General features: G+C 33.0%; 20 protein-coding genes and 1 pseudogene. All 21 read right to left on the reverse strand.

Features of this window, described 5'->3' with window-relative positions; all coding sequences use genetic code 11:
* Positions 1-37: 37 nt before the first annotated feature.
* The gene (locus tag DWW96_RS05510) at positions 38-535 is read right to left on the reverse strand and encodes a GNAT family N-acetyltransferase (protein WP_117909624.1); all 498 of its coding nucleotides are present in this window, start codon (positions 533-535) and stop codon (positions 38-40) included.
* A 22-nt stretch (positions 536-557) separates the two neighbouring features.
* On the reverse strand, positions 558-1,424 hold the full coding sequence (locus DWW96_RS05515) for a C39 family peptidase (protein ID WP_117909625.1): 867 nt from the start codon (positions 1,422-1,424) through the stop codon (positions 558-560).
* Positions 1,425-1,707: 283 nt separating this feature from the next.
* Positions 1,708-3,072, reverse strand: coding sequence for an NCS2 family permease (locus DWW96_RS05520; protein ID WP_022087881.1), 1,365 nt, complete (start codon positions 3,070-3,072; stop codon positions 1,708-1,710).
* Between the two features lie 229 nt (positions 3,073-3,301).
* On the reverse strand, positions 3,302-4,354 hold the full coding sequence (locus tag DWW96_RS05525; protein ID WP_117909627.1) for an electron transfer flavoprotein subunit alpha/FixB family protein: 1,053 nt from the start codon (positions 4,352-4,354) through the stop codon (positions 3,302-3,304).
* Positions 4,355-4,373: 19 nt separating this feature from the next.
* Positions 4,374-5,159 carry an electron transfer flavoprotein subunit beta/FixA family protein gene (locus DWW96_RS05530; protein WP_022087879.1) on the reverse strand — a complete coding sequence of 262 codons (786 nt, stop codon included), beginning with the start codon at positions 5,157-5,159 and terminating at the stop codon, positions 4,374-4,376.
* Positions 5,160-5,176: 17 nt separating this feature from the next.
* On the reverse strand, positions 5,177-6,334 hold the full coding sequence (locus DWW96_RS05535) for an acyl-CoA dehydrogenase (RefSeq protein ID WP_022087878.1): 1,158 nt from the start codon (positions 6,332-6,334) through the stop codon (positions 5,177-5,179).
* 92 nt (positions 6,335-6,426) lie between these two features.
* Positions 6,427-7,266 carry a 3-hydroxyacyl-CoA dehydrogenase NAD-binding domain-containing protein gene (locus DWW96_RS05540; protein WP_022087877.1) on the reverse strand — a complete coding sequence of 280 codons (840 nt, stop codon included), beginning with the start codon at positions 7,264-7,266 and terminating at the stop codon, positions 6,427-6,429.
* A 58-nt stretch (positions 7,267-7,324) separates the two neighbouring features.
* On the reverse strand, positions 7,325-8,116 hold the full coding sequence (locus DWW96_RS05545) for an enoyl-CoA hydratase-related protein (RefSeq protein WP_022087876.1): 792 nt from the start codon (positions 8,114-8,116) through the stop codon (positions 7,325-7,327).
* A gap of 270 nt (positions 8,117-8,386) precedes the next feature.
* Positions 8,387-9,571, reverse strand: coding sequence for an acetyl-CoA C-acetyltransferase (locus DWW96_RS05550; RefSeq protein WP_022087875.1), 1,185 nt, complete (start codon positions 9,569-9,571; stop codon positions 8,387-8,389).
* 309 nt (positions 9,572-9,880) lie between these two features.
* Complete coding sequence (locus tag DWW96_RS05555) at positions 9,881-12,424, reverse strand: transglutaminase-like domain-containing protein (RefSeq protein WP_243003023.1); 2,544 nt, start codon at positions 12,422-12,424, stop codon at positions 9,881-9,883.
* A 114-nt stretch (positions 12,425-12,538) separates the two neighbouring features.
* Positions 12,539-13,633, reverse strand: coding sequence for a DUF58 domain-containing protein (locus tag DWW96_RS05560; protein ID WP_117909629.1), 1,095 nt, complete (start codon positions 13,631-13,633; stop codon positions 12,539-12,541).
* A 10-nt stretch (positions 13,634-13,643) separates the two neighbouring features.
* A complete protein-coding gene (locus DWW96_RS05565) occupies positions 13,644-14,591 on the reverse strand; it encodes a MoxR family ATPase (protein WP_117909631.1) in 948 nt (315 codons plus the stop codon).
* Between the two features lie 50 nt (positions 14,592-14,641).
* A complete protein-coding gene (locus tag DWW96_RS05570) occupies positions 14,642-15,211 on the reverse strand; it encodes a chromate transporter (protein ID WP_022087871.1) in 570 nt (189 codons plus the stop codon).
* Positions 15,208-15,762, reverse strand: a complete 555-nt coding sequence (locus DWW96_RS05575; RefSeq protein ID WP_117909633.1) for a chromate transporter — start codon at positions 15,760-15,762, stop codon at positions 15,208-15,210. Before DWW96_RS05575 ends, DWW96_RS05570 begins: the two co-directional genes overlap by 4 nt.
* Before the next feature lie 237 nt (positions 15,763-15,999).
* Positions 16,000-17,034 (reverse strand): annotated as a pseudogene (locus tag DWW96_RS05580) (branched-chain amino acid aminotransferase); the annotation flags it as partial.
* 447 nt (positions 17,035-17,481) lie between these two features.
* Positions 17,482-18,276 carry an alpha/beta hydrolase-fold protein gene (locus DWW96_RS05585; protein WP_117909635.1) on the reverse strand — a complete coding sequence of 265 codons (795 nt, stop codon included), beginning with the start codon at positions 18,274-18,276 and terminating at the stop codon, positions 17,482-17,484.
* 109 nt (positions 18,277-18,385) lie between these two features.
* Positions 18,386-18,607: a phosphopantetheine-binding protein gene (locus DWW96_RS05590; protein ID WP_022087867.1), complete on the reverse strand. Its 222-nt coding sequence runs from the start codon at positions 18,605-18,607 to the stop codon at positions 18,386-18,388.
* Between the two features lie 56 nt (positions 18,608-18,663).
* The gene (locus tag DWW96_RS05595) at positions 18,664-20,151 is read right to left on the reverse strand and encodes a class I adenylate-forming enzyme family protein (RefSeq protein WP_117909639.1); all 1,488 of its coding nucleotides are present in this window, start codon (positions 20,149-20,151) and stop codon (positions 18,664-18,666) included.
* A gap of 28 nt (positions 20,152-20,179) precedes the next feature.
* A complete protein-coding gene (locus tag DWW96_RS05600; protein ID WP_117909641.1) occupies positions 20,180-20,938 on the reverse strand; it encodes an ABC transporter ATP-binding protein in 759 nt (252 codons plus the stop codon).
* Positions 20,938-21,723 (reverse strand): ABC transporter permease, encoded by a 786-nt coding sequence (locus tag DWW96_RS05605; RefSeq protein WP_022088351.1) that lies wholly within the window; start codon positions 21,721-21,723, stop codon positions 20,938-20,940. Before DWW96_RS05605 ends, DWW96_RS05600 begins: the two co-directional genes overlap by 1 nt.
* Before the next feature lie 144 nt (positions 21,724-21,867).
* Positions 21,868-22,854, reverse strand: a complete 987-nt coding sequence (locus tag DWW96_RS05610; RefSeq protein WP_158562651.1) for an ABC transporter substrate-binding protein — start codon at positions 22,852-22,854, stop codon at positions 21,868-21,870.
* Positions 22,855-22,994 lie beyond the last annotated feature (140 nt).

Consider the following 22,994-nt stretch of genomic DNA (forward strand, 5'->3'; position numbering starts at 1 on the left):
GCACCTTTTCTACACTTTTTATTATATTTATACCTTTTTATATTCCCCTTTCATAGCATATCCATTCATGGTCATACAAAAATATTCTTCCACAATCATTAAATTCCATTTTTTTATATGCTCTCAGTGCGTTAGCGTTATTTGGGCTTACCAGATAATGTACTCCCTTATATTTTCTTTTTTGTAAGTTTTCCATGGCTCCTTGTATCAAATTTCCTGCAAGTCCATTACCTCTATATTCTTCAGCTATTACCAGTCTTGCCAGTTCCCCTGCCGGTTTTAGTTCTTTTGACCAGCATTTCTGTTCTTCTACTAACTTATCATCATCTATTGAAATTGCTGCTATTATCTCATTGTTTTTTTTATTAACTATAACAAAACTATCCCCTCTTAAAATATCATTTTTTATTATTTCTTTTGTTGGATATTCTTCTGTCCATGTACATCCTTTAGTCTTTCTTGCATCAACATACAATTTAAAAACATCCTCTAATCTATTTATATCTCCTGCTTTAAAAATCAAATTTTCTTTCATTTTTTATTTTTAATCCTTTAATTTATCTTAAAACCCATAGATTTTTTATCTGATCTTTTATATCTTCAAACACCCATTGCTTATTTGAATTTGCTTTACTGTTAGGATCATTAACACTTACTTTTCCATCTTTATATTTAGTTAATACTATAAAATGTCCCTGTGTCGTAAAATCTCCTGGCCCTACTACACATATAATTGGATTACCTACTTCCAAATTATCTTTTACTCTTTGTTCATCTAACGGTATTTCTATAACTTGCATGCCAAGCTGCCTGCCACCTTCTGAAATAAGCGACCATGATGAACCATTTTCTTCATCTGCATATCCATTTTTCATTGCAAAATCTGCAATCATTTTCGGAGTATATTTTATGTTTCCTGTCACATAAACAGCCACCATCGAAAGGCATGTCGGTCCACAGCCTGTAATTCCCATACAATCACCTGCGTATGTATAATAACCCCATCTCTGATCCCATTGCATAAATAGCGGAACCTCTGTAGTTTTCTTATATTTTGAAAAATCAATATCGTATGCTTTTCCCTTTTTTTCAGGATATTTCAAGACAAAATCTTTTGTTTCTTTATTTCTTTCAAATAATTTTTTTATATTTTCCGGATAATCCTCTAAAGTGTAACCATGTTTTTCTGCATAGTTTTTTATTACATCTTTTGCTGATTCCTCTTTTGATTCTTTTATTTTTTTTACATTATTTCCGCCACTATTTCCACCTTCAGATATGTTATTCATATTTTTCTTTAGATAATTAATTGCAAATGCCAAAACTACTATAAGTACACAGCAAAATGTAAATCTTATATATTTTCTAATTAACATTATTTTTCTTTGTCTTTTTCTTCTTAAGTTCTCTGCTCTTCTTGACATATCGTACCTTCTTTCTGCTTATCTAAATAGTATAATAACAATTTTCGACATTAAATAAATAAATATTTCTTTAAGAATTTTTGAATTTTATAAATATCTTATACATTATTTTAATTCAACTATCCCAAAATTTATTTTTCATCAAAAAGACCTCTGCCACAATGACTATCAATAATTAGTTTTTTTCTAACATATTGATGACATCTAATAATGACAAAGGTCTTTTGTTTTTCTGTTGTTTTTTCTTAAATTTTCTAGAATTTTATTAAATTCTATTTTTTTCTTATAAGAATATATATTTTAATACGAATAATACTGCAAGAATGTACATCAATGGTTTTACTTCTTTTGCTTTACCGCAAATAGCATTTAATAATACATATGAAATAATTCCGATTGAGATACCTTCTGAGATACTATAGAACAATGGCATTGCAATAATGCAAAGATATGCAGGGATTGCATCTGTCAAATTATCATCTGTAAATTTAATATCTGTTACTGCTCCAAACATAAGGAATCCTACCATAATTAATGCCGGTGCTGTAGCAAATGATGGAATAGTAATAAATAATGGTGAAAGAACAACTGAAACAAGGAATAATAAACCTGTTACTGCTGCTGTCAAACCTGTACGACCACCTTCTGCAACACCTGCTGAAGATTCTACGAATGTTGTTGTTGTTGATGTACCTAAAATAGCACCTGCTGATGTAGCAATAGCGTCTGACATAAGAGCTGGTTTAATGTTAGGAAGCTTTCCATTTTCATCAAGCATTCCAGCCTTTGTACTAACACCAATAATTGTTCCTAATGTATCAAATAAATCAACAAAGAGGAATGCAAATACTACAATAATAAAGTTAACAATTCCTACTGCTTTAAAATCAAGTTTAAAGCACTGTCCAAAAGTTTCTCCTAAAGCTGAAAAATCAAAGCTTACAAAATGTGTTGGAATTACTGAGAAAAAGCTTTCGTTATCAGGAACATAAATCTTTGTAAGTTCACAAATAATTCCTAAAACCCATGTTGAAACGATACCTATTAAGATTGAACCTTTTACTCTCTTAATGTAAAGAATAGCTGTAATAAATACACCGATTACTGCTAATAATGCACAAATTCCTGCTGTATGGAAGTTACTTGTAAAATCTGTAATTGTAACAAGTGTAGATTCTGAATCATTTACTAATCCTGCATTCTGTAATCCGATAAATGCAATAAATAAACCAATACCTACTGATACTGCCTTTTTAAGATTAAGAGGAATAGCATCAAAAATTGCTTCACGTACATTTGTTAATGAAAGAATTATAAATATAATACCTTCTACAAATACCGCAAATAAAGCAATCTGCCATGAATATCCCATTTCTCCACATACTGTGTAAGCAAAGTATGCATTTAATCCAAGACCTGCTGATAAGGCAAATGGAAGATTTGCCATAAATGCCATACACATTGTTCCAACAAATGATGCTATACATGTAGCAATCAAAATAGCCTCTTTGTCCATTCCTGAGGCACTTAAGATGTTAGGGTTTACAGCAAGAATATATGCCATTGTCATAAATGTTGTAATACCCGCAATAACTTCAGTTTTTACAGAAGTATTGTTTTTTTTAAGTTTGAATATTTTTTCTAACATTTTCTCCTTTGTATAGATAACTTGTTTGTCATCTTATACTTCCTTTCTTTATTTTTATTACTATTGTAACCACAAAATTATAACAAAGTTTCACTCTTTTTTCTATATTAATTTTATATGAATAATTGAGGATTTATTATACATGATGTCGAGAAGTCAAAAATCCCCGCATCCAAAGATGCGGAGATTCCTAAATATGTTAATATAACTTAACGTATATTATATTTAATTATGCATTAGCCTTTGCAGCCTTAATAGCTTCTGTAAGCTGTGGTACGATTTTGTTTAAATCACCAACGATACCATAATCAGCTACATCAAAGATAGGAGCATCTTCATCTTTATTGATAGCAATAATAAGATCTGATTCTTCCATACCTGCAACGTGCTGGATTGCTCCAGAAATACCAATTGCGAAGTAAACCTGTGGACGAACTGTCTTACCTGTCTGTCCAACCTGTCTGTCAACTGGTAACCAACCGTTATCTGTAACTGCTCTAGAACATGCAACTGTTCCGTCAAGAACTTCTGCTAAATCTTCAAGAATCTTGAAGTTTTCTTTGCTTCCAACTCCACGTCCACCAGATACTAAAATCTTAGCGTCCATGATGTTAACTGTTTCAGCAACTTCTTTAACTACATCCATGATTTCAACATATTTGTTGTTAGGTGTAAATCCTGGATTGAATTCAATAACTTCTGCCTTAGCACCTGGCTTTGGTTCAGCCTTCTGCATAACACCTGCACGTACTGTAGCCATCTGAGGACGGTTATCAGGACAAGCGATTGTAGCAATTGTGTTTCCACCAAATGCCGGACGAGTCATTAATAACTGATTGTGTTTCTGTTCCTTACCTGGAATAGCAACTAATGGGAAGTCACCAATTTCAAGTAATGTACAGTCAGCTGTTAAACCTGTTGCAACTCTAGCTGAAACTGTAGGACCTAAATCTCTACCAATTGCTGTTGCACCAACTAACATAATTTCAGGTTTATATTTGTTGATAACTTCTGCTAAAGCATGTGCATATGGTTCTGTTCTATATGTTTCAAGTTCAGGATCATCTACTACGATAACCTTGTCAGCGCCATATTCAGCTAACTGATCTACAAGATTTCCAACGTTTGATCCAAGAAGTACTGCTGTAACTTCTGTATTTAATGGTTTTGCGAGTCTTCCTGCTTCTCCGAGGAGTTCGAACGCGATTGAGCTTAATTCGTTATCTACCTGCTGAGCGAAGACATATACGCCTTTATAATCTTCTAAATTTATATTCTGCATGATTAAATCTCCTCTCTAATTAAATAACGTGCTTTGTTAAAAGCTTATCCATGATATAATCAACTGCTTCAGCCGGGCTATCTGGAGTAACTTTTTCTCCAGCGCCTTTACGAACTTTATCAGATGCTTTAGCAATCTTTGTAGGTGAACCCTTTAATCCAAGGTCTCCATCTTCTACATCAACAAGATTTGCTCTTCCCCATGTTGTAATTTCTGCATCATAAGCATCAAAAATTCCACCTGGAGTCATATAACGAGGATCATTTAATTCTGAAAGTGCTGTAATTAATACAGGCATCTGAGCTTTAATTACGTGATGTCTGTCTTCATACTGACGTTCTACAATTACGCTATCTCCATCAACCTTAATATCCTGTGCATATGAGATAACAGGAATGTTAAGATGTTCAGCAATCTGTGGTCCAACCTGAGCTGTATCACCATCGATAGCCTGACGTCCTGTAATAATAATATCATAATCAAGGTTTCTGATAGCACCTGCGATTGTTGTTGATGTAGCCCATGTGTCAGCTCCACCTAAAACTCTATCAGTTACTAAGATTCCCTTATCAGCTCCCATAGCCATAGCTTCACGAAGAACTTCTTCAGCCTTTGGAAGACCCATAGTAACTACTGTTACTTCTGCGCCATACTGATCTTTTAATCTAAGTGCTGCTTCAAGACCTGCTTTATCATCAGGGTTCATAATTGTAAGCATTGCACCTCTATCTAATGTACCATCTGGATTGAATTTAACTCCACCCTTTGTATCAGGTACCTGTTTTACACAAACGACAATTTTCACGATAAGTACCTCCTAAATTATTTTAATAAGTTTGCAGAAATTACCATACGCTGAACTTCTGAAGTTCCTTCGTAGATTTCTGTGATCTTAGCATCACGCATCATACGCTCAACGTCATATTCTCTGATATAACCATAACCACCGTGTAACTGAACAGCCTTTGTTGTAACTTCCATTGCAACTTCTGCTGCGTATAATTTAGCCTGAGCTGCTTCTACAGAATATGTCTTCTGTGTTTCTTTAGCCTTAGCTGCCTTGTATACAAGCATCTTAGCAGCTTCTACCTTAGTAGCCATGTCTGCTAACTGGAACTGTGTATTCTGGAACTGTCCGATTGTTCTACCGAACTGTTTTCTTTCTTTTACGTATGCAATAGTTGTTTCTAAAGCACCTTCTGCAAGACCAAGAGCCTGAGCTGCGATACCAATACGTCCACCATCAAGTGTATGCATAGCGATACCGAAACCTTTACCCTGCTTACCAAGTAAGTTTTCTGCTGGAATACGGCAATCTTCAAAGATTAATTCGTATGTTGCTGAACCACGGATACCCATCTTCTTTTCTTTTGTACCAAATGAAAATCCAGGTGTTCCTTTTTCAACGATGAATGCTGAAATTTCTTTCATCATTCTACCACGTTTTTCAACTTTACCTGTAACTGCAATGATGATATAAATATCTGCATATTTACCATTTGTAATAAAACATTTTGAACCATTTAATACCCATTCATTTGTTTCTTTATCGAAAACAGCCTTTGTCTGCTGTCCCTGTGCGTCTGTACCAGCACCTGGTTCTGTTAAACCGAAAGCACCTAATTTTTCACCTTTTGCAAGTGGAACTACGTATTTCTGCTTCTGTTCTTCAGTACCAAATGTCATAATAGGATCGATACAAAGTGATGTATGTGCTGAAACGATAACACCTGTTGTACCACAAACCTTTGATAATTCTTCAACGCACATAGCGTATGTTAAAGGATCACATCCCTGTCCACCATATTCCTTAGGAACTGGGATACCAAGGAAACCATTTTTTGCCATTTTTTCAACTGTCTCTACAGGGAACTGTTCATTTTCATCTGTTTCCTGTGCAAGAGGTTTTACTTCATTTTCGGCAAATTCTTTGAAAAGGCTCTGAGCCATTTCATGTTTCTTACTTAATGTAAAATCCATTATTAAATTCCTCCATGTAAATTAAATAAATATATAAGGGGATACCACTAATCATCGACTAGTGGCACTCCCTAACTCTCATGTATATTGTATTATTTGCTGTAATCGTAGAAACCAACGCCAGTCTTTCTTCCAAGCTTTCCTGCACGTACCATCTTTCTAAGAAGTGTATGTGGACGATACTTTGGATCACCTGTTTCAGCCTGAAGTACTTCCATAATAGCAAGTACAATATCAAGACCTACTAAATCACCTAATGCTAATGGTCCCATTGGATGAGAAGCACCAAGCTTCATGGCTGTATCGATATCTTCTACTGAAGCGATTCCGTCAGCATAGATTCCGATTGCTTCGTTAATCATTGGGATTAAGATTCTGTTAACAACAAATCCTGGAGCTTCAGCAACTTCTACTGGAGTCTTTCCGATTTCTGTAGCGATTGTCTTAATCTGTTCAACTAATTCCTTAGGTGTGTTTCCACCAGCAATAACTTCAACTAACTTCATTCTGTCAGCTGGGTTGAAGAAATGCATACCAATCATAGGTCTGTCAAGTCCAGCACCGATTTCTGTGATTGATAATGATGATGTATTTGTAGCAAAAATACATTCAGGTTTTACGATGCTCTGTAATTCCTTAAATGTTTCTTTCTTAATTGACATTACTTCTGGAGCAACTTCGATTACTAAATCGCAGTCTGTACAGATGTCTTTTAATCCTGTCTGGATTTTTCCCAAAATTTCAGCACCTTTTTCTGCTGTGATTTTTTCTTTACCAACAAGGAAGTTGATGTTCTTTTCAATTCTTGCCTTTCCTCCATCAGCAAATTCCTGCTTGATGTCACAAAGACGTACTTCATATCCGTCTGTCATTGCAAATGCCTGTGCAATTCCTGCACCCATTGTTCCTGCACCAATAACTCCTACTATCATTGTTTTTCCTCCTAAATGAAAATATAAATATTATCTGAATATAAATTCAGCATTCCGCTTATTTATTTGCAAATGGTACTACCTTTAATTTCTTTTCTTTATCTTTTTCAAGGAAGTTACCCATTCCTGCCTTCTGGTCTTCTGTTTCGAAGCAGCTACCGAATAATTTTTCTTCGATTACGATTGCATCGTCCATACCTACTTCAAGTCCTTCGTTAATTGCCTTCTTGCAAGCTCTGACAGCAATTGGAGCGTTCATAGCGATTCCATTAGCCATCTTCTTAGCTGCATCCATTAATTCTTCTACTGGATATACTGCATTAACAAGACCAATTCTTAAAGCTTCAGCAGCCTTAATGTTTCTTGCTGTATAAATCATCTGTTTAGCCATTCCCGGTCCAACAATTCTTGCAAGTCTCTGTGTTCCACCAAATCCAGGTGTAATTCCAAGACCTACTTCAGGCTGTCCAAAAATTGCATTTTCAGAACAGATTCTAATATCACAGCTCATAGAAATTTCGCATCCACCACCTAATGCAAATCCATTAACAGCAGCGATTACAGGGATTTCTAATGTTTCAATCTTTCTAAATACATCATTTCCCTTTTTACCAAAAGCTTCACCTTCTGCTTTTGTAAGTGTTGACATTTCTCCTATATCTGCACCTGCAACGAATGATTTTTCGCCTGCACCTGTGATAATTAATGCTCTTGTTGTATTAATATCAATTGCATCAATTGTTTCTTCTAATTCAGTAAGTACCTGGCTATTTAAAGCATTAAGTGCCTTTGGACGGTTGATTGTAAGAACACCTACAAATCCTTCCTGTTCATATGTGATAAATTCCATATTTATTCTCCTTAATATAAAAGTCAAAGCAAATAGCATTCTACGCTTTGGGCTATAAAAGTAAAATATTTGTTATATTGAGCCATCTCAAAAAAACAATTTACACTTCAAACAGGTAAGCCCCATCACCGTTATTTCAATATGTGAAAGAGCTCACCTGATTGCTTAAGACGAAATGCATATGTAAAAATTATTAACTTATTCTCTAACAGATTAAAAAGTTATTAACTTCAATTAACAATCCATCATCTGCATTTCATTTATTTTTTATTAGTCACGTTCAACGATTGTAGTACATCCCATACCACCACCGATACATAATGTAGCAAGACCCTTCTTAGCGTCTCTCTTCTGCATCTCGTGAAGTAATGTAACAAGGATACGGCAACCTGAAGCTCCAACAGGATGTCCAAGTGCGATTGCACCACCGTTTACGTTTACTTTGCTCATGTCGAATTTTAAGTCTCTTGCAACTGCTACAGACTGTGCTGCGAAAGCTTCGTTAGCTTCGATTAAGTCCATATCATCGATTGTCATATTAACTTTTGCTAATGCTTTCTTTGTAGAAGCAACAGGTCCAACACCCATGATTGATGGATCAACACCACCAAGTGCTCCTGTTACGAATGTAGCCATTGGTGTAACACCTAATTCTTTAGCTTTTTCTTCGCTCATAACTACAACTGCTGCTGCACCATCATTAATTCCTGATGCATTACCTGCTGTAACTACTCCATCAGGCTTACCTGAGCAGCATCTTAACTTGCTAAGAGTTTCAACTGTTGTTCCAGCTCTTGGTCCTTCATCTGTATCAACGATGATTGTCTGTTTTCTTGTTTTAACTTCAACAGGAACGATTTCATCTTTGAATTTTCCTTCAGCCATAGCCTTTTCACATTTCTGCTGTGAGTTAGCTGAGAATTCATCTAATTCTTCTCTTGTAAGTCCCCACTGATCAGCTACGTTTTCAGCTGTAATCATCATATGGTAATTGTTAAATGCATCTGTTAAAGCATCATTAACCATTGTATCAACAACTGTTCCGTTGTTCATTCTGTAACCAAATCTAGCCTGTGGTAAAGCATATGGTGCCATTGACATGTTTTCCATACCACCTGCAACTACGATATCAGCATCTCCTGCCTGAATCATCTGTGCTGCCATATTTACACAGTTAAGACCTGAACCACAAACAACGTTAACTGTTACAGCTGGTGTTTCAATTGGAAGTCCTGCCTTAAGTGCTGCCTGACGTGCAACGTTCTGTCCAAGGCCTGCCTGGATAACACATCCCATATATACGTGATCAACCTGATCAGCTGGAACGCCTGCTCTGTTAAGAGCTTCCTTAATAACGATAGAACCTAAAACAGGTGCTGGAGTTGTGCTTAAAGCTCCACCCATTTTACCAATAGCTGTACGGCATGCGCCTGCAATAACTACTTTCTTTGACATGATAAATATCCTCCATATAAAATAATTTAATTACGCGTCGCTTTTGTAATATATATTCTAAGTAATCCCTTACGACACACTCTTGTTCAATGATAACATAGGCCAATATATCTTGCAATAAACCGCATTTAAAATATATGTAAAATTTGTGTGAATACCATTAATTCACGCAGTTATCCCTATGTCCACTGAGATTGTTATAATTTTAACAAATTATATTTTCTTTGTCTAGTGAAATATAAAAAATTAGGTGAAAAATATCGAATTTTTAAATAATTAAAGGAAAAACATTTCTATAGTTTATAAAATTTACATTCCTTTAATTCTAAGCCAAATTAGTTTACCATATCTATTATCTTTTTTCATTTTCTTAATTAATTTATTTCTAAAATTAATATAAATAAAATATGCTTTTTTCTCATCTTCACTTTCTATCTTTTTATCAGAAAATTTTTCTTCCAAAGCCTTTTTGTATAACCAGTTCCACTCTTCTTTATTCACAATATCCAACTCATTCATTATATATTCAAATTCATCATATTCAATTGTCTGTTTATTCAAATTATTCTTCTTGTTTATATTTGATTCTTCTCTGTTTCCTTTATTTAAACTTCTAGCCTTCACATTTATTGGATTTGCAACACTTAATGTTTTTCTTTTTAAATTATTTTTGTCTGCGCACATTCTTCTTCCAACGCAATAAAGATAAGTATACGCTTCAACAGCAGACATATTTCTGCATTTTCGTAATTTTTTCTTCTTTAATGCATTAAATTCGACAAATAAAATCACGACTGCAATTATAACTAGCAACATAATGCCAACCATCACTTTTCTATTTCCGTTTATGTTTGTATTATCACTATTTTTCGTGTCACTCTCATTTGAATTTTCTAAATCAGTATTTTTCTTTTCATTGCTTTGTGTCTCATTAGCCTGTTTTTGTAAAGTTGTTGCTTCTACAATTTTATTAGTTACATTTTCATTCTCTTTTTCTTCCGGACTATTAACAGTTTCAGCTTCAGTTAAGGATGTGTCAGCTATTGTATGGTCTTTAACAACCCACCCAATATATGAATTCAACACTTCTGTCCATGCATGCGCCATCTTATCTGTCACAACTGCCGTATAATGTCCATTTTTATCTCTTTCAAATGCACTCGATGGGATTGCGAATCCTTCCACATATCTTGCTGGGATTCCACACATTCTATACATTAATGTTGCAGTTGTAGCAAAATGAACACAAAATCCTTTTCTGCTCTCTGTCAAAAAATACTCTGATACATCCTGCCCTGACGGAGTCTTTCCCGGCATTAAAGTATATTTAAATCCATTTGAAAATAATTTATCAATATTACTTGATACATCATCTATATTGTCAGAATATATCTTACTTTTATATTCTCTTATTTTACTCAATTTGTCCGGAATCTGCTCATCTACAATTTTCGCCACTTTGTTTTCATAAATTTTCCAGTCTTCAAAATCACTACCATAATCCATCTCATCCAATGCCATAGCATCTTCCATTGGAAAATAATTATATTTCTGATATGTTTTTGAATTCTCTCCACTTATAAAATTTAGATTTCCATGTCCATTCACCGTATCATCATCTGTGACTTTTGCATAATATGGTACAAATGCAATATTCTTACATTCTGCAAAAACATCTAATGTTGCAATTTGTAATGCTGCCGGCACTCTTGAATGATTTATTCTATTGTAAGTTTCCCCATATATTCTTTTTCGGTTGTCAGCTTCTTTCATCAATCTATAGCCACTAGAATCTTTTTCTAAATCAGATAAACTAAACTCACTCCATTTATTGTTTTTATAAGTTTCACCCACAAAATTTTTAATATAAAACGTTCCCTCTGGCATTTGAGTTAATGTTACTTTAAGCATTTTTGTTCCCGTAATTGTACGTTCACTACTATTATTCAAATTACCATTCAAAACTATTTTATCATTTCTAAACGGTCCTCCAAAAAACGATAATATCTGTGTAGGTAATTCTTTAAGTTGAAAATTTTGAATACTGGATTTTACCTCAATATATTTAAGTTCATTTATTTTTTTATTTTCCTTAATATATGGTCTCATTCCAAAAGCCAAACACATAAGAACAGTTAAAACTATCCCTCCGGCAACTATGCTCCCAATTGCATTTCCATATTTTTTCAAAACAAAATATAATCTATATACCATTACTCCGCCAATTATAAATAAGCAGTTTTCAGTTGATGGGAATGCTCCAACAGTACATGTTAATGCAATAGGAATTACCATAAATAAAGTAACCACGAAAAATCCTTTTTCCTTTTTTGTAATTAAGACAAATGTAATCGAAATCACAAAAATCACTAATGTTACAATAACCCAAAATTCCCAGTTATCTTTTACATTAGTTATTTCTTTTAATGACAAATATTTATTAATTCCTATTTTATTTAAATTTGAATACTCAAGGATATAATTTGAATTTAAAATATTATTATATTTTTTATAAATAGAATAATAGGCTTCAGAAATAGGCGAAACACCTCTTATAAGATGAGCACATGCAACTTCAGGATTTTCGAAAGTCCATGTAACTAAAGTTACACAACTCATTCCCCCAATTATAAGTATCCATTTGTAAATATATTTAAAACAATATACAAATATATACGCAATAATTAATGTTATTGATACAGTTAATATCAATCTTTTTATATTTGCATTTATTTTAAATTCGTAAAAAATTGTATTAAATAAAGTCACAATTAAAAAAACTAAAATACAGATTTTAACACCAACATCTAGTATGCTTTTTTTATTCCAACCCTTCAATGCATTTTTCTCCATAATTTTATATAAGCCTTTCAACGAAATTTGCTAATTTTAAAATTAGTAATAAACTATTTTACTATTTTATTTTAAAACATAATTCAGACAATTTTATTAATATAAATTTGTTTTTTATACTTCAAAATATAATTTTTTCCATTGTATTTTATTTTTGTTTTTCGTTATTCTAAGTTCACTATCATTAATTTTTATAATTCCATTAGATTTCATTTCTATGACAGTGCTATAGTTTTCTTTTTCTAATTTATCATTTAATGCATAACTATTTTCTTCCTGTAGTTTGTGTACATCTGTAATCAATATTTCGTTTAGCATTTGGTATAAATTTTCCAATGATGTTATCTTAAAATTAACTGTTTTCAATCTTTGTCCGTCATACCATGAAACCACATTGTTGCATTTTTCCTGAAGCAGTGAAAATGAAATATCGGTTGCAATTTCTATTGATTCAATTATGCTTTTTTTATCTTTGCTATTGCCACAGAAATCAACCCATATCAACACTGCACACCCTTCAGGTTTTCCCCTTTCTTTAACAAGAAGCTTGTCATTTTTTGCTGATAGTTTCCAATGTATATCATGTATTGAGTCCTGTTCTCTATATTCTCTTATCTGATAAGTTTCTAACGGGTCATCTCCTGATTCATATGTAGAATAATAGTCCGCCTCAGTTATAAATTTTCTTGTACTTTGTTTTACCTCTACATTTACAAGTTTTAATTCCGGATATATTAATATATTTTCTTTCTCTTCGACTTTTTTCTTTAAAGAAAAAATGCCAAACCAATCTAGTACTTCATAACTGTCAAATGAGATAATTACGCTTCCGAACTGGTTAAACTCAACGTCATAATATATTTCATTCTTATTTTTTCCATTTGTTTTCCCACGTAATTTTATCTTTTTACTTTTTCCCGTAAATCTGTTTTTGACAGCTATATTTAGCACAATATTTACCGAAGGAATAAATGCTTTACTGCTTGTTTCAAATAATATTGAACATTTTTCATTTTTTTCTACAACAGGCTGCAAATTTTTCATTTGTACATTTACAAATAATTTGCACAAATTTATATAAATAACAGAAACCGGTAAATACACTATCTCCATAACAAGCATCATTCCTACTATCTCATCATCGTATAAGAAAAATAATATTATCGTAAGTAGAATCAAAATAATATACTCTATTAATCTTTTTATCATAGCGTCCTCTCTACTTATTTCTAACAATTGGTGCTTTAACCTGTGCCACTATTTTCTTTGTAATGCTTTCTTTTTTTACATTTCCTACTTTTGCTTTTGTGCTTAATGTAATTCGATGTAATGCAACCGGCTCAAATGCATTGCTTACATCCTTAGGAATAACATAATTTCTTTTGTCCATCCATGCTAATGCCCTGCTCATACCTGCAAGTGCAACTGTTCCTCTTGGACTTAAACCTGCTTTAAGTAATTCATCTTCTCTCGTTGCTTTTGCAAGCCTTGCAATATAATCAAATACTAAATCATGTATATAAATATCATTTATTTCATTTTGCATTGCAATAATATCTTCTGCAGTACAAACCTGTCTTACATTTTCTATTGGATTTCCTTTTTGTCTTCTTTTTAAAATTTCTACTTCCTCATCAACTGACGGATACCCCATGTGAATGCAAATCATAAATCTGTCTAATTGAGAATCCGGCAACGGTTGTGTACCCGCTGAGCCTTCCGGATTTTCTGTTGCAATTACAACAAATGGTTTCCCCGGACTTCTTGTAACACCATCTACTGTTATCTGTTTTTCTTCCATTACCTCTAATAACGCTGCCTGTGTTTTCGGTGATGTTCTATTTATTTCATCCGCCAAAAATAAATTACACATCAAAGCTCCTGACTGATATTTAAATAATTTTGTTTCGTTATCATAAATTGAAAAACCTACCAAATCTGACGGCATAATATCCGTAGTAAACTGTATTCTTTTCTTTGATATTCCCATTGCTTTTGCAAATGATAAAGCCATTGTTGTTTTTCCTACTCCAGGCATATCTTCTATCAAAATATGTCCACCGGCTAAAATTGCCGCAAATATATTATCTATTGCATCATCTTTGCCAACAACCGCCTGTTTTACCTGATTTAAAATTTCGCTTGCTTTGTCGTATAAATTTTCCATAAAACCCTCCTAATTTTTTATTTTAAGATTTAAACAATTAATTTGCAGTTCTACATTATTATGCTTTCTGCAAATTTTAATATAATGCCCAACAAGGCTCCAATACATATAATGATTACCGGATTTTTCTTTTTTATCGCCATAACTGCTGACGTAATAACTATTATTAATGATATAAGATTATCCGATGTTAATATTTTTGAAACTGAGTTTCCAACGGTAAATACATTTCCTGCAACAGATAAAACCGCTGCTCCGACAAGTCCTACGACTGCCGGTTTTATTCCGTTCATCACTGCAACAACGACTTTATTATCTTTAAATTTTTTATAAGCTCTTGCGACAAGAATAATAACTATGAATGATGGTAATGCTACTGCAAATGTACTGCAGATTGCTCCTGGTATTCCTGCGACCTCATATCCAACATAAGTTGACATATTAATTGCAAGCGGTCCTGGTGTAGTTTCGCTGATTGCAATAAAATCTACCATTTGCTTTGTGTCCATCCATTTGTTGCTAAGTACAAGTTCCTGTATCATGGGAATCATTGCATATCCGCCACCAAAGGTAAAAAGACCAATTTTGAAAAAGTTAATAAATAATTTTAAATATATCATTTATCTTCCCCTTTCCATGGTTTTGAATACACTATTCCTAATATTGCTGCTATTATAAGTACCATTATTGCATTAGCATTAAAAAATGCAACCAACAACAATGCCAGTCCCATTATTATATAAGCAAATACACTTTTATTGCATCCACGATAAACAACTCCTATCGCTTTTACAACTAATACTAAAACCGCCGCTCTTATTCCAACAAAAGCGTATTTTACAAACATCATATCACTTATTTGTCTCATACACATAGCTATAATTGTTATTGCACAAAATGATGGAACAATCACTCCTAATGTAGCCATTATTGCTCCCGGCACTCCTGCGATTTTACTTCCTACAAATGTAGCAAGATTCACCATTATCGGTCCCGGAGTTGCTTCTGAAATTGCAACCATATCTGTCATTTCTTCTTCTGTAATCCACTTTTTCTGTTGAACCATGGAACGTTCAATCATAGGTAACATCGCATATCCACCACCAAAAGTAAACGCTCCAATTTTCATAAATGTTTTAAATATAGCAATACATTTGTCTTTATTTTGCATAATTTTCTATCTTCTCAGGTTACAACCTGTCACTCCTATTCTTTCGTAATTTAATTTTTATCAAAACTTCAAATTCTTACTATTGTATTCATACTTTGCTATTGCAACTTAAGTATATAATTAATCAAATTAATTATCAAGAAATAAAGTGGTCATTTAAAATCAAAAATGCAGCTGCAAACACTCGTCCACAACTGCATCTTTTAACTTGTATATTCTTTTTTAGATTATATACTTTTATTTAATTTCGTATAACCATCCTTCAGGAGCTTCAATTCTTCCCATCTGAATTCCTGTTAATGTATCGTACAATTTCTTAGTAATAGGTCCCATTTCTTCCATTCCACTTGGGAAACAGATTTCCTTACCATGGTCATTAATCTTTCCTACAGGTGAGATTACTGCTGCTGTACCACAAAGACCACATTCTGCAAAATCTTTTACTTCATCAAAATATACTTCTCTTTCTTCAACTTTAAGCCCTAAATAATGTTCTGCAACATACATTAATGAACGTCTTGTGATTGAAGGAAGAATACTGTTTGACTTAGGAGTAACTACTGTGTTGTCTTTTGTAACAAATATAAAGTTAGCTCCGCCTGTTTCTTCAACCTTTGTTCTTGTTGCTGCATCTAAGTACATATTTTCGTCAAATCCTTCTGCATGGGCTGTAACGATTGCATGTAAACTCATAGCATAGTTAAGTCCGGCTTTGATATGACCTGTACCATGAGGTGCTGCTCTGTCAAAATCACTTACTTTGATTGTGATAGGCTTTGCGCCACCTTTGAAGTATGGTCCAACAGGTGTTGTAAATACTCTGAACTGATATTCTTCAGCAGGTTTTACACCAATAACTGATGAACTACCAAACATATAAGGTCTGATATATAATGTAGCACCTGAACCATATGGTGGTACATAATCTAAGTTAGCTTTTACTGTTTCTTCAATTGCTTTTACAAATCTATCCTGAGGGAATACCGGCATTTCAAGTCTCTTTGCTGAGTCTTCCATTCTCTTTGCATTTAAATCAGGTCTGAATATTACTACACGACCATCTTCTGTTGTGTAAGCTTTCATTCCTTCAAAACATGTCTGTGCATACTGTAATACACCAGCACATTCACTGATAACAACTGTTGCATCATCAGTTAACTGACCATCATCCCATTTACCATCTTTAAAATTTGAGACAAATCTCTTTTCTGTCTGAACATAACCAAAACCTAAATTTGACCAATCAATATTCTTCTTGTCCATATTTTTTTCCTCCGATTTATCTGTGTAATACTATCAGTAAGGATTGGTGCCCTGCAAAAGGCAAGTTATCTCTGATTGCTATTGCACTTTATTTAGTCTCGTATATACTTTACTCGACCCATAAGATAAATTTTACTCACAAATTATTTCAATGTCAACATTTGAATACTCATAAGACTAAATTTATTTTTATAATTTTGTCAAAAGCCCTTTAACTCTATGTTTGTTCTAAAACATCCTTGATTTTATTTAATATTTTATTTTGATTTTTCTGTATAGATATATTGATTATATTTAATATTACTGCATGACTAATTTCTGCAATACAATTATACAAATTATAATTCCTTTACGAGACACAAATTTAATTCATCGTCATTACAGCAATTTTCATTTAGTCCCAATACCTTTTTTCTGTATATGTCATTTTCCTAATTTCAATTTTTTTCATTATTTTTATACACCTTTACCCACAAAACTATTTTCACCTTCACCACCGGTAATATACATAAGAGCCTTATCTATTTCCCTAGACCACAATTGCCAATTATGTTCGCCGTGAGATAAATTGTAATAACATTTTACATGTAATTCTTTTAAATAATTAACAAATTCAGTGTTAATCTGTCTAAGTTCTTCTTCCCTGCCACATGAAATGTAAAAGAAAGGTAATTTTTTGCCTTTCTTTAATTTCTCTTCAATTACATATTTGTAATTTTCACTAAAATTACCCGGAACTGATTTTTCCTTAAAGACCTTATCAAACATTTGTAATTTGTAATAACCAAATTTTCCTTTATTAAGTTCATTGACTGATTTTTCATATAGGCATGCCGAAGATAAACCTATTACGGCGCCAAATGTATCACAATATTTTGCACCGTTTCTTATTGCACCATATCCTCCCATTGAGAATCCTGCAATAATGGTGTGTTCCCTGTCCATTGGAAGACTGAATTGCTTTCTCATTCTCTCAAGAAGTTCTGTGCCTACAAATTTTCCATAATTTCCAAATGCGACTCCATGATCTATGTAAAAACTGTTTCCACAGCTTGGAATTATAAATGCTACTTTATATCTATCAGCCATTCCCTGCACATCCATATTACTAACACAATTATTAGCATCACTTAACACTCCATGCAAAAAAATCATTACATATTCAGGCTTATTATTACAAGGCATAACTAGTTTGACTGTTGTGGGATGCATTAGTGATTGAGACATAAAATTATAATCAATAATTGCCATCTTTTTTCCTCTTTATATTAAACAAGCCAAGTTCAATTATTTTTATTTTTCATAAAAATAATTCGCTTGGCCCTTTTTGTTTTCCTTTTTCCTATTTTGTTATTTTAAATTACTGTAAACGCTTAATCATTTCAACTAAAGTATCTACATTCTGGAAGTTTTCTTCTGTCTTTTCTTCCATTGTGATTTCGATATCAAACTTATCTTCAAGTTCAGCAATTAATGCGATGATATCCATAGAGTCAAGATCTTCTGCAATATTTAGGTCTTCATCTTCAGCGTCAATTGCTGGATTAATCATTGCTAAAATTTCAATAACTTCATCTCTCATTTCATCTTCCTCCTCATGGCAATTTTTTATATACATATATATCTATCACATATTTGTTACTTATTCAATTCTTTTAATTTTTTTCTTATAATTTTTCCATTAAAAGTTCTTGGAATTTCATCTATAACTTCAAAAACTTTTGGAACTTTAAACGCTTCAAGCTTATTTAGCATAAATTTTGCAATTTCTTTCTGATCAAATTCGCATCCTTCATTCATTACGACAAAAAGTTTTGGTGCTTCACCTGTAATTTCATCTTTAATAGGAATACATGCGCAATCTTTGATTTTTTCATACGTTACAACAACTTCTTCTATTTCCGTAGGAGCAATCTTTAGTCCACCCATGTTAATAACATCTCCTTTTCTGCCAAGAAGATATACGAGTCCATCATCTCCAACATATCCTAAATCATTTGTATAAATATTTCCATTCTCCAATGCCTCTTTTGTAATTTCAGGTTCTTTGTAATATCCACGCATATTCATGTCACCTTTAAATGCCATGTATCCCGGATTTTTAAATGATGCTTCAATCTCGTTTCTATTTTCATCCACAAAGAAAATTGTAGTATTAACTGTAGTTCTTCCGATACAGTTTTTCTTATCAGCATATTTATTAAATTCAAGGATTACTGTACACCCTGATTCTGTAGCACCATATGTGTTGTAAAGTCTTACAGTAGGAAACATCTTAGTTAATAATTCCTTATCTGCTTCTGACAATGGTGCTGAACCCATTTGAATATAATTAAACTGACTGTCATATGTTGCAAATCTATCTTTTGCAAATTTTAAAACCATATCTAATATTGCAGGAACAAATGTAATAGCTGTAATTTTATAATTATCAAGCAGCTTAAAGAAATCTTCCACAAATACAAAACCATCTGTCAAAATGGCTGTACTTCCATTGTACATTGCTCCATAAAATCTTCTAATTGCTAAAGAATGATTAATCGGAGTTGAAAGCAATTCCACCTCATCTTTGCCCATTTCAACGCTGTCTATAACATTTTGTGCAATAGCAATATCTGTCTTAAATGTAACTTCTATTCCTTTTGATTTTCCTGTTGTACCTGTTGTAAATAAAATCTCGGCCAACTGATTCGACTTAGGCATTTCAAATGTTTCTATTGGGCTTGTCTTATCCGTCACAATTTTAAGCAATTCTTTTAAGCTTATATTTTTCACATTTTCATTATTCACAGGTTTTTCTGCCACATAAACATCTGCCTCAACAAACTTCATAATTTCAAGAATTCTATCATCTTTTACTGCTTTTTCAAGAGGAAGATATGCAGCTCCTGCTAACTGTATTCCAAGTGCTGCCACAAGATATTCCACCTTCTGAACTCCTCTTATTACGACGATGGAATCCTTTCTTACTCCACTATTTTTCAAATATGTCGCTGCCCTTTGAATCATATTCCAAAATTCGCTGTAGGTTGCTGATTTTTTCTTATCCCCGGCACATAATTTATCAGGAGTTTCTTTCGCATGTATCTTTATTGCTTCTAAAATTGATGCTACTTCATTATTCATTATTGCTTTCTCCTCATATTGATTCTGATCATTTTTCTTTATTTTCCTCTGTTAATGCATTATTCAAATGCTCCCACAATTCTCCGTATCCTTCGCTTGCAGGTGTTACAGGTTTAGAAATCGGATTATCCATTTTTTCCTTAATTGTTCCATTTTTAGACATAACCATAATTTTGTTTCCAAGAGAAATTGCCTCCTGAATATTATGTGTGATAAAAATTACAGTCATTTTTTCCTTTTCTTTAATATGAAGTAATTCCGACTGCATTTTATTTCTTGTCATGGCATCTAAGCTTGCAAATGGTTCATCCATTAATATAATCTTAGAACCTAACGCAAGTCCTTTTGCAATTGCTACACGCTGTTTCATACCACCACTTAACTGGTGTGGATAATAGTCTTTATACTGTAACAAATTAACTTTATCTAAATACTTTTCAGCTCTCTTTTTTCTTTCTTCCTTATCCTTCATTCCACCTACTTTAAGTGGGTATGTTATATTTCCTAAAACTGTTTTCCACGGAAATAACTGATTAAAATCCTGAAAAACCATAATTCTGTCAGGTCCCGGTTTTGTAACTTTTTCTCCGCTAACTTCAATCGTTCCTTCGTATCCTTCAAATCCCGCTATGCATCTAATCATTGTTGATTTTCCGCATCCTGACGGTCCTAATATACATAAGAAATCCTCTTCATTTAAATCTAAATCAATTCCTTTTAAAATTACATTTTGTGAATTATCGTACTGTTTTACCAAATTTCTGATTTTTAAAATATTCTTATCCATTATCTTGACATCCCCCATTTCTTAAATGTGTGATTCTCAATAGTTCTAAATACTCCGTATTCAACAACTAAACCAATTAAAATGATAACTAAAATTGTTGCAAATACTCCGGCAATATCCATATTTGTTCTTCTATCTGTAATGTAGTAACCAATTCCTTTTGAACCGCCACTTCCAAAAAGCATTTCTGCACTTATTAAACCTCTCCATGCTCTTGCCCATCCCATTTTTATACCCGAGAAAATCCTCGAAAGAGCTGCCGGCAAAAATACACCAAATACTAATCTTACAGGACTAAGTCCAATGTTTTCTCCTACTTCCAAATATAATTTTGGAACTGCATTAAAGCCATCTATAATACTTCTTGACATCGGCCATACAACTGAATGAATTACGATAAATATAATTGATGCATCTCCAATTCCTAACCAAAGAATTGCAATTGGTGTCAACGCAATACCCGGAATCAGGTCAAACATTGATACAATCATATTGTAAATAGCATAAAATGTATCACTTACAACTGCTAAACTTGAAAAAATAAGTGCCAATATTACACCTATTAAAAGACCTTTTAACATAAGCTGCATTGAATGTGCAACCATAGCTCCAAACCCATTTACCGTAAACGCATTCATAAATGCCTTACCCACACTTCTAAGTTCAGGGAATAAAAGTGTCTTACCACTTGGTTCAATTACGTTATAGTAATACAATTCCCACACTGCAAAAACTGCAACTATAAATACTAACTGTGCAATTAATCTTTTTGTACTTTTCTTCACTGCTTTTCCTGTTCCTTTCTACTTTCTTATGCCTTTATCCATATACGGTTTTCCCATTTATTCACACAAAAATACTACTAAGTTGTTTTACACTACTTAGCAGCATTTTCATTTATGTGATTACTCAATTTCTTCTACTTTATATTAATTTCCTTTTACATTATCAAATGCAATTTCACTTATATCTTTTGGACCATTTTCAAGAAATCCTGCTTCTACCATAAAGTCTGCTAAATCCATAATTCCCTGAAGTTGTGTTGTATAACTTGAAGCCGGATCATTCATCCATGAAAGAATTTCATCTGCTGTTGCATCATATCCATCTGACAATATTTCAGCTGTTTCCTGTGGATTTTCCTTAATGTATTCCATTGCTTCTTCCATTGCATCACAAACTGCCTGATATAATTCAGGTTTATTTTCTTTTAACTTATTTGAAGCAACACCTACAATAAATGTATTTCCATTAGGCCATACATCTTCACCTATTTCAATTTTATGAACATTATCCGCTGCTTCTTCCATAAAATTATATGGAGAAATTACCATGTGACATTGGACTGCACCACTTAATAATGATGTATATCCATCTGCATTTGATAAAACCGTAAGTTTTCCGTCTAGTGCATGTGCATCTCCAAGATATGCCTTAGCCGCCATTGCTAACAAAATATGTGGATGACTGTTCAATCCTGTAATTGCTATCTGATCCTGAGCTGTAATATCTTTTAATGAATTTATATCATCCTGATTTGTTAAAATACCATATGGCTGTGATGAAATTCCCGCAAGAATCTTTCCCGGAATTCCTGCTTTAATACCTGTAATCGCAGGAGCTGCTCCCATGCAACCAATATCAACTGAGCCTGATGTTAAACCTTCATTAATAGCTGCACCATTTGCAAGCATCTGCCAGTCTATATTCACTTCTCCGTCATAATGTTTTTCAATAAGTTTTTGATTCATCATTACCAGTATCGGTGCGTATGCAATACTTGACTGATATGCTATTGTGATTTTTTCTTTACCGTTATCTTTCTTACTTTCTGTATTGTCTGAACTGCTTCCACACGCTGTAAATGTTACTGCCAATATCATTGACATAATCAATGTCACAATTTTTTTCTTCATTTCCATGCTCCTTTATGTTTCATTTTGTAAAATGTTTAATTTTCTCTTTTTTATTACTTATTTTTTATTTTTCAACTATTATTAATAACAAGCTAAAATATTTAAACAGGCTAGTCTTATTCAACTTTGTTATTTAAACA

Origin of the sequence: Eubacterium sp. AF17-7, assembly GCF_003461285.1 — a bacterium.
In the GTDB taxonomy this organism is placed as follows: domain Bacteria; phylum Bacillota; class Clostridia; order Lachnospirales; family Lachnospiraceae; genus Eubacterium_U; species Eubacterium_U album.

What these genes read in the sequence shown, in the direction of transcription:
- DWW96_RS05510 (WP_117909624.1), bottom strand. Translation starts at nt 535, where the DNA reads ATGAAAGAAAATTTGATTTTTAAAGCAGGAGATATAAATAGATTAGAG.
- DWW96_RS05515 (WP_117909625.1), bottom strand. Translation starts at nt 1,424, where the DNA reads ATGTCAAGAAGAGCAGAGAACTTAAGAAGAAAAAGACAAAGAAAAATA.
- DWW96_RS05520 (WP_022087881.1), bottom strand. Translation starts at nt 3,072, where the DNA reads ATGTTAGAAAAAATATTCAAACTTAAAAAAAACAATACTTCTGTAAAA.
- DWW96_RS05525 (WP_117909627.1), bottom strand. Translation starts at nt 4,354, where the DNA reads ATGCAGAATATAAATTTAGAAGATTATAAAGGCGTATATGTCTTCGCT.
- DWW96_RS05535 (WP_022087878.1), bottom strand. Translation starts at nt 6,334, where the DNA reads ATGGATTTTACATTAAGTAAGAAACATGAAATGGCTCAGAGCCTTTTC.
- DWW96_RS05540 (WP_022087877.1), bottom strand. Translation starts at nt 7,266, where the DNA reads ATGATAGTAGGAGTTATTGGTGCAGGAACAATGGGTGCAGGAATTGCA.
- DWW96_RS05545 (WP_022087876.1), bottom strand. Translation starts at nt 8,116, where the DNA reads ATGGAATTTATCACATATGAACAGGAAGGATTTGTAGGTGTTCTTACA.
- DWW96_RS05550 (WP_022087875.1), bottom strand. Translation starts at nt 9,571, where the DNA reads ATGTCAAAGAAAGTAGTTATTGCAGGCGCATGCCGTACAGCTATTGGT.
- DWW96_RS05555 (WP_243003023.1), bottom strand. Translation starts at nt 12,424, where the DNA reads ATGGAGAAAAATGCATTGAAGGGTTGGAATAAAAAAAGCATACTAGAT.
- DWW96_RS05560 (WP_117909629.1), bottom strand. Translation starts at nt 13,633, where the DNA reads ATGATAAAAAGATTAATAGAGTATATTATTTTGATTCTACTTACGATA.
- DWW96_RS05565 (WP_117909631.1), bottom strand. Translation starts at nt 14,591, where the DNA reads ATGGAAAATTTATACGACAAAGCAAGCGAAATTTTAAATCAGGTAAAA.
- DWW96_RS05570 (WP_022087871.1), bottom strand. Translation starts at nt 15,211, where the DNA reads ATGATATATTTAAAATTATTTATTAACTTTTTCAAAATTGGTCTTTTT.
- DWW96_RS05575 (WP_117909633.1), bottom strand. Translation starts at nt 15,762, where the DNA reads ATGCAAAATAAAGACAAATGTATTGCTATATTTAAAACATTTATGAAA.
- DWW96_RS05585 (WP_117909635.1), bottom strand. Translation starts at nt 18,276, where the DNA reads ATGGCAATTATTGATTATAATTTTATGTCTCAATCACTAATGCATCCC.
- DWW96_RS05590 (WP_022087867.1), bottom strand. Translation starts at nt 18,607, where the DNA reads ATGAGAGATGAAGTTATTGAAATTTTAGCAATGATTAATCCAGCAATT.
- DWW96_RS05595 (WP_117909639.1), bottom strand. Translation starts at nt 20,151, where the DNA reads ATGAATAATGAAGTAGCATCAATTTTAGAAGCAATAAAGATACATGCG.
- DWW96_RS05600 (WP_117909641.1), bottom strand. Translation starts at nt 20,938, where the DNA reads ATGGATAAGAATATTTTAAAAATCAGAAATTTGGTAAAACAGTACGAT.
- DWW96_RS05610 (WP_158562651.1), bottom strand. Translation starts at nt 22,854, where the DNA reads ATGAAGAAAAAAATTGTGACATTGATTATGTCAATGATATTGGCAGTA.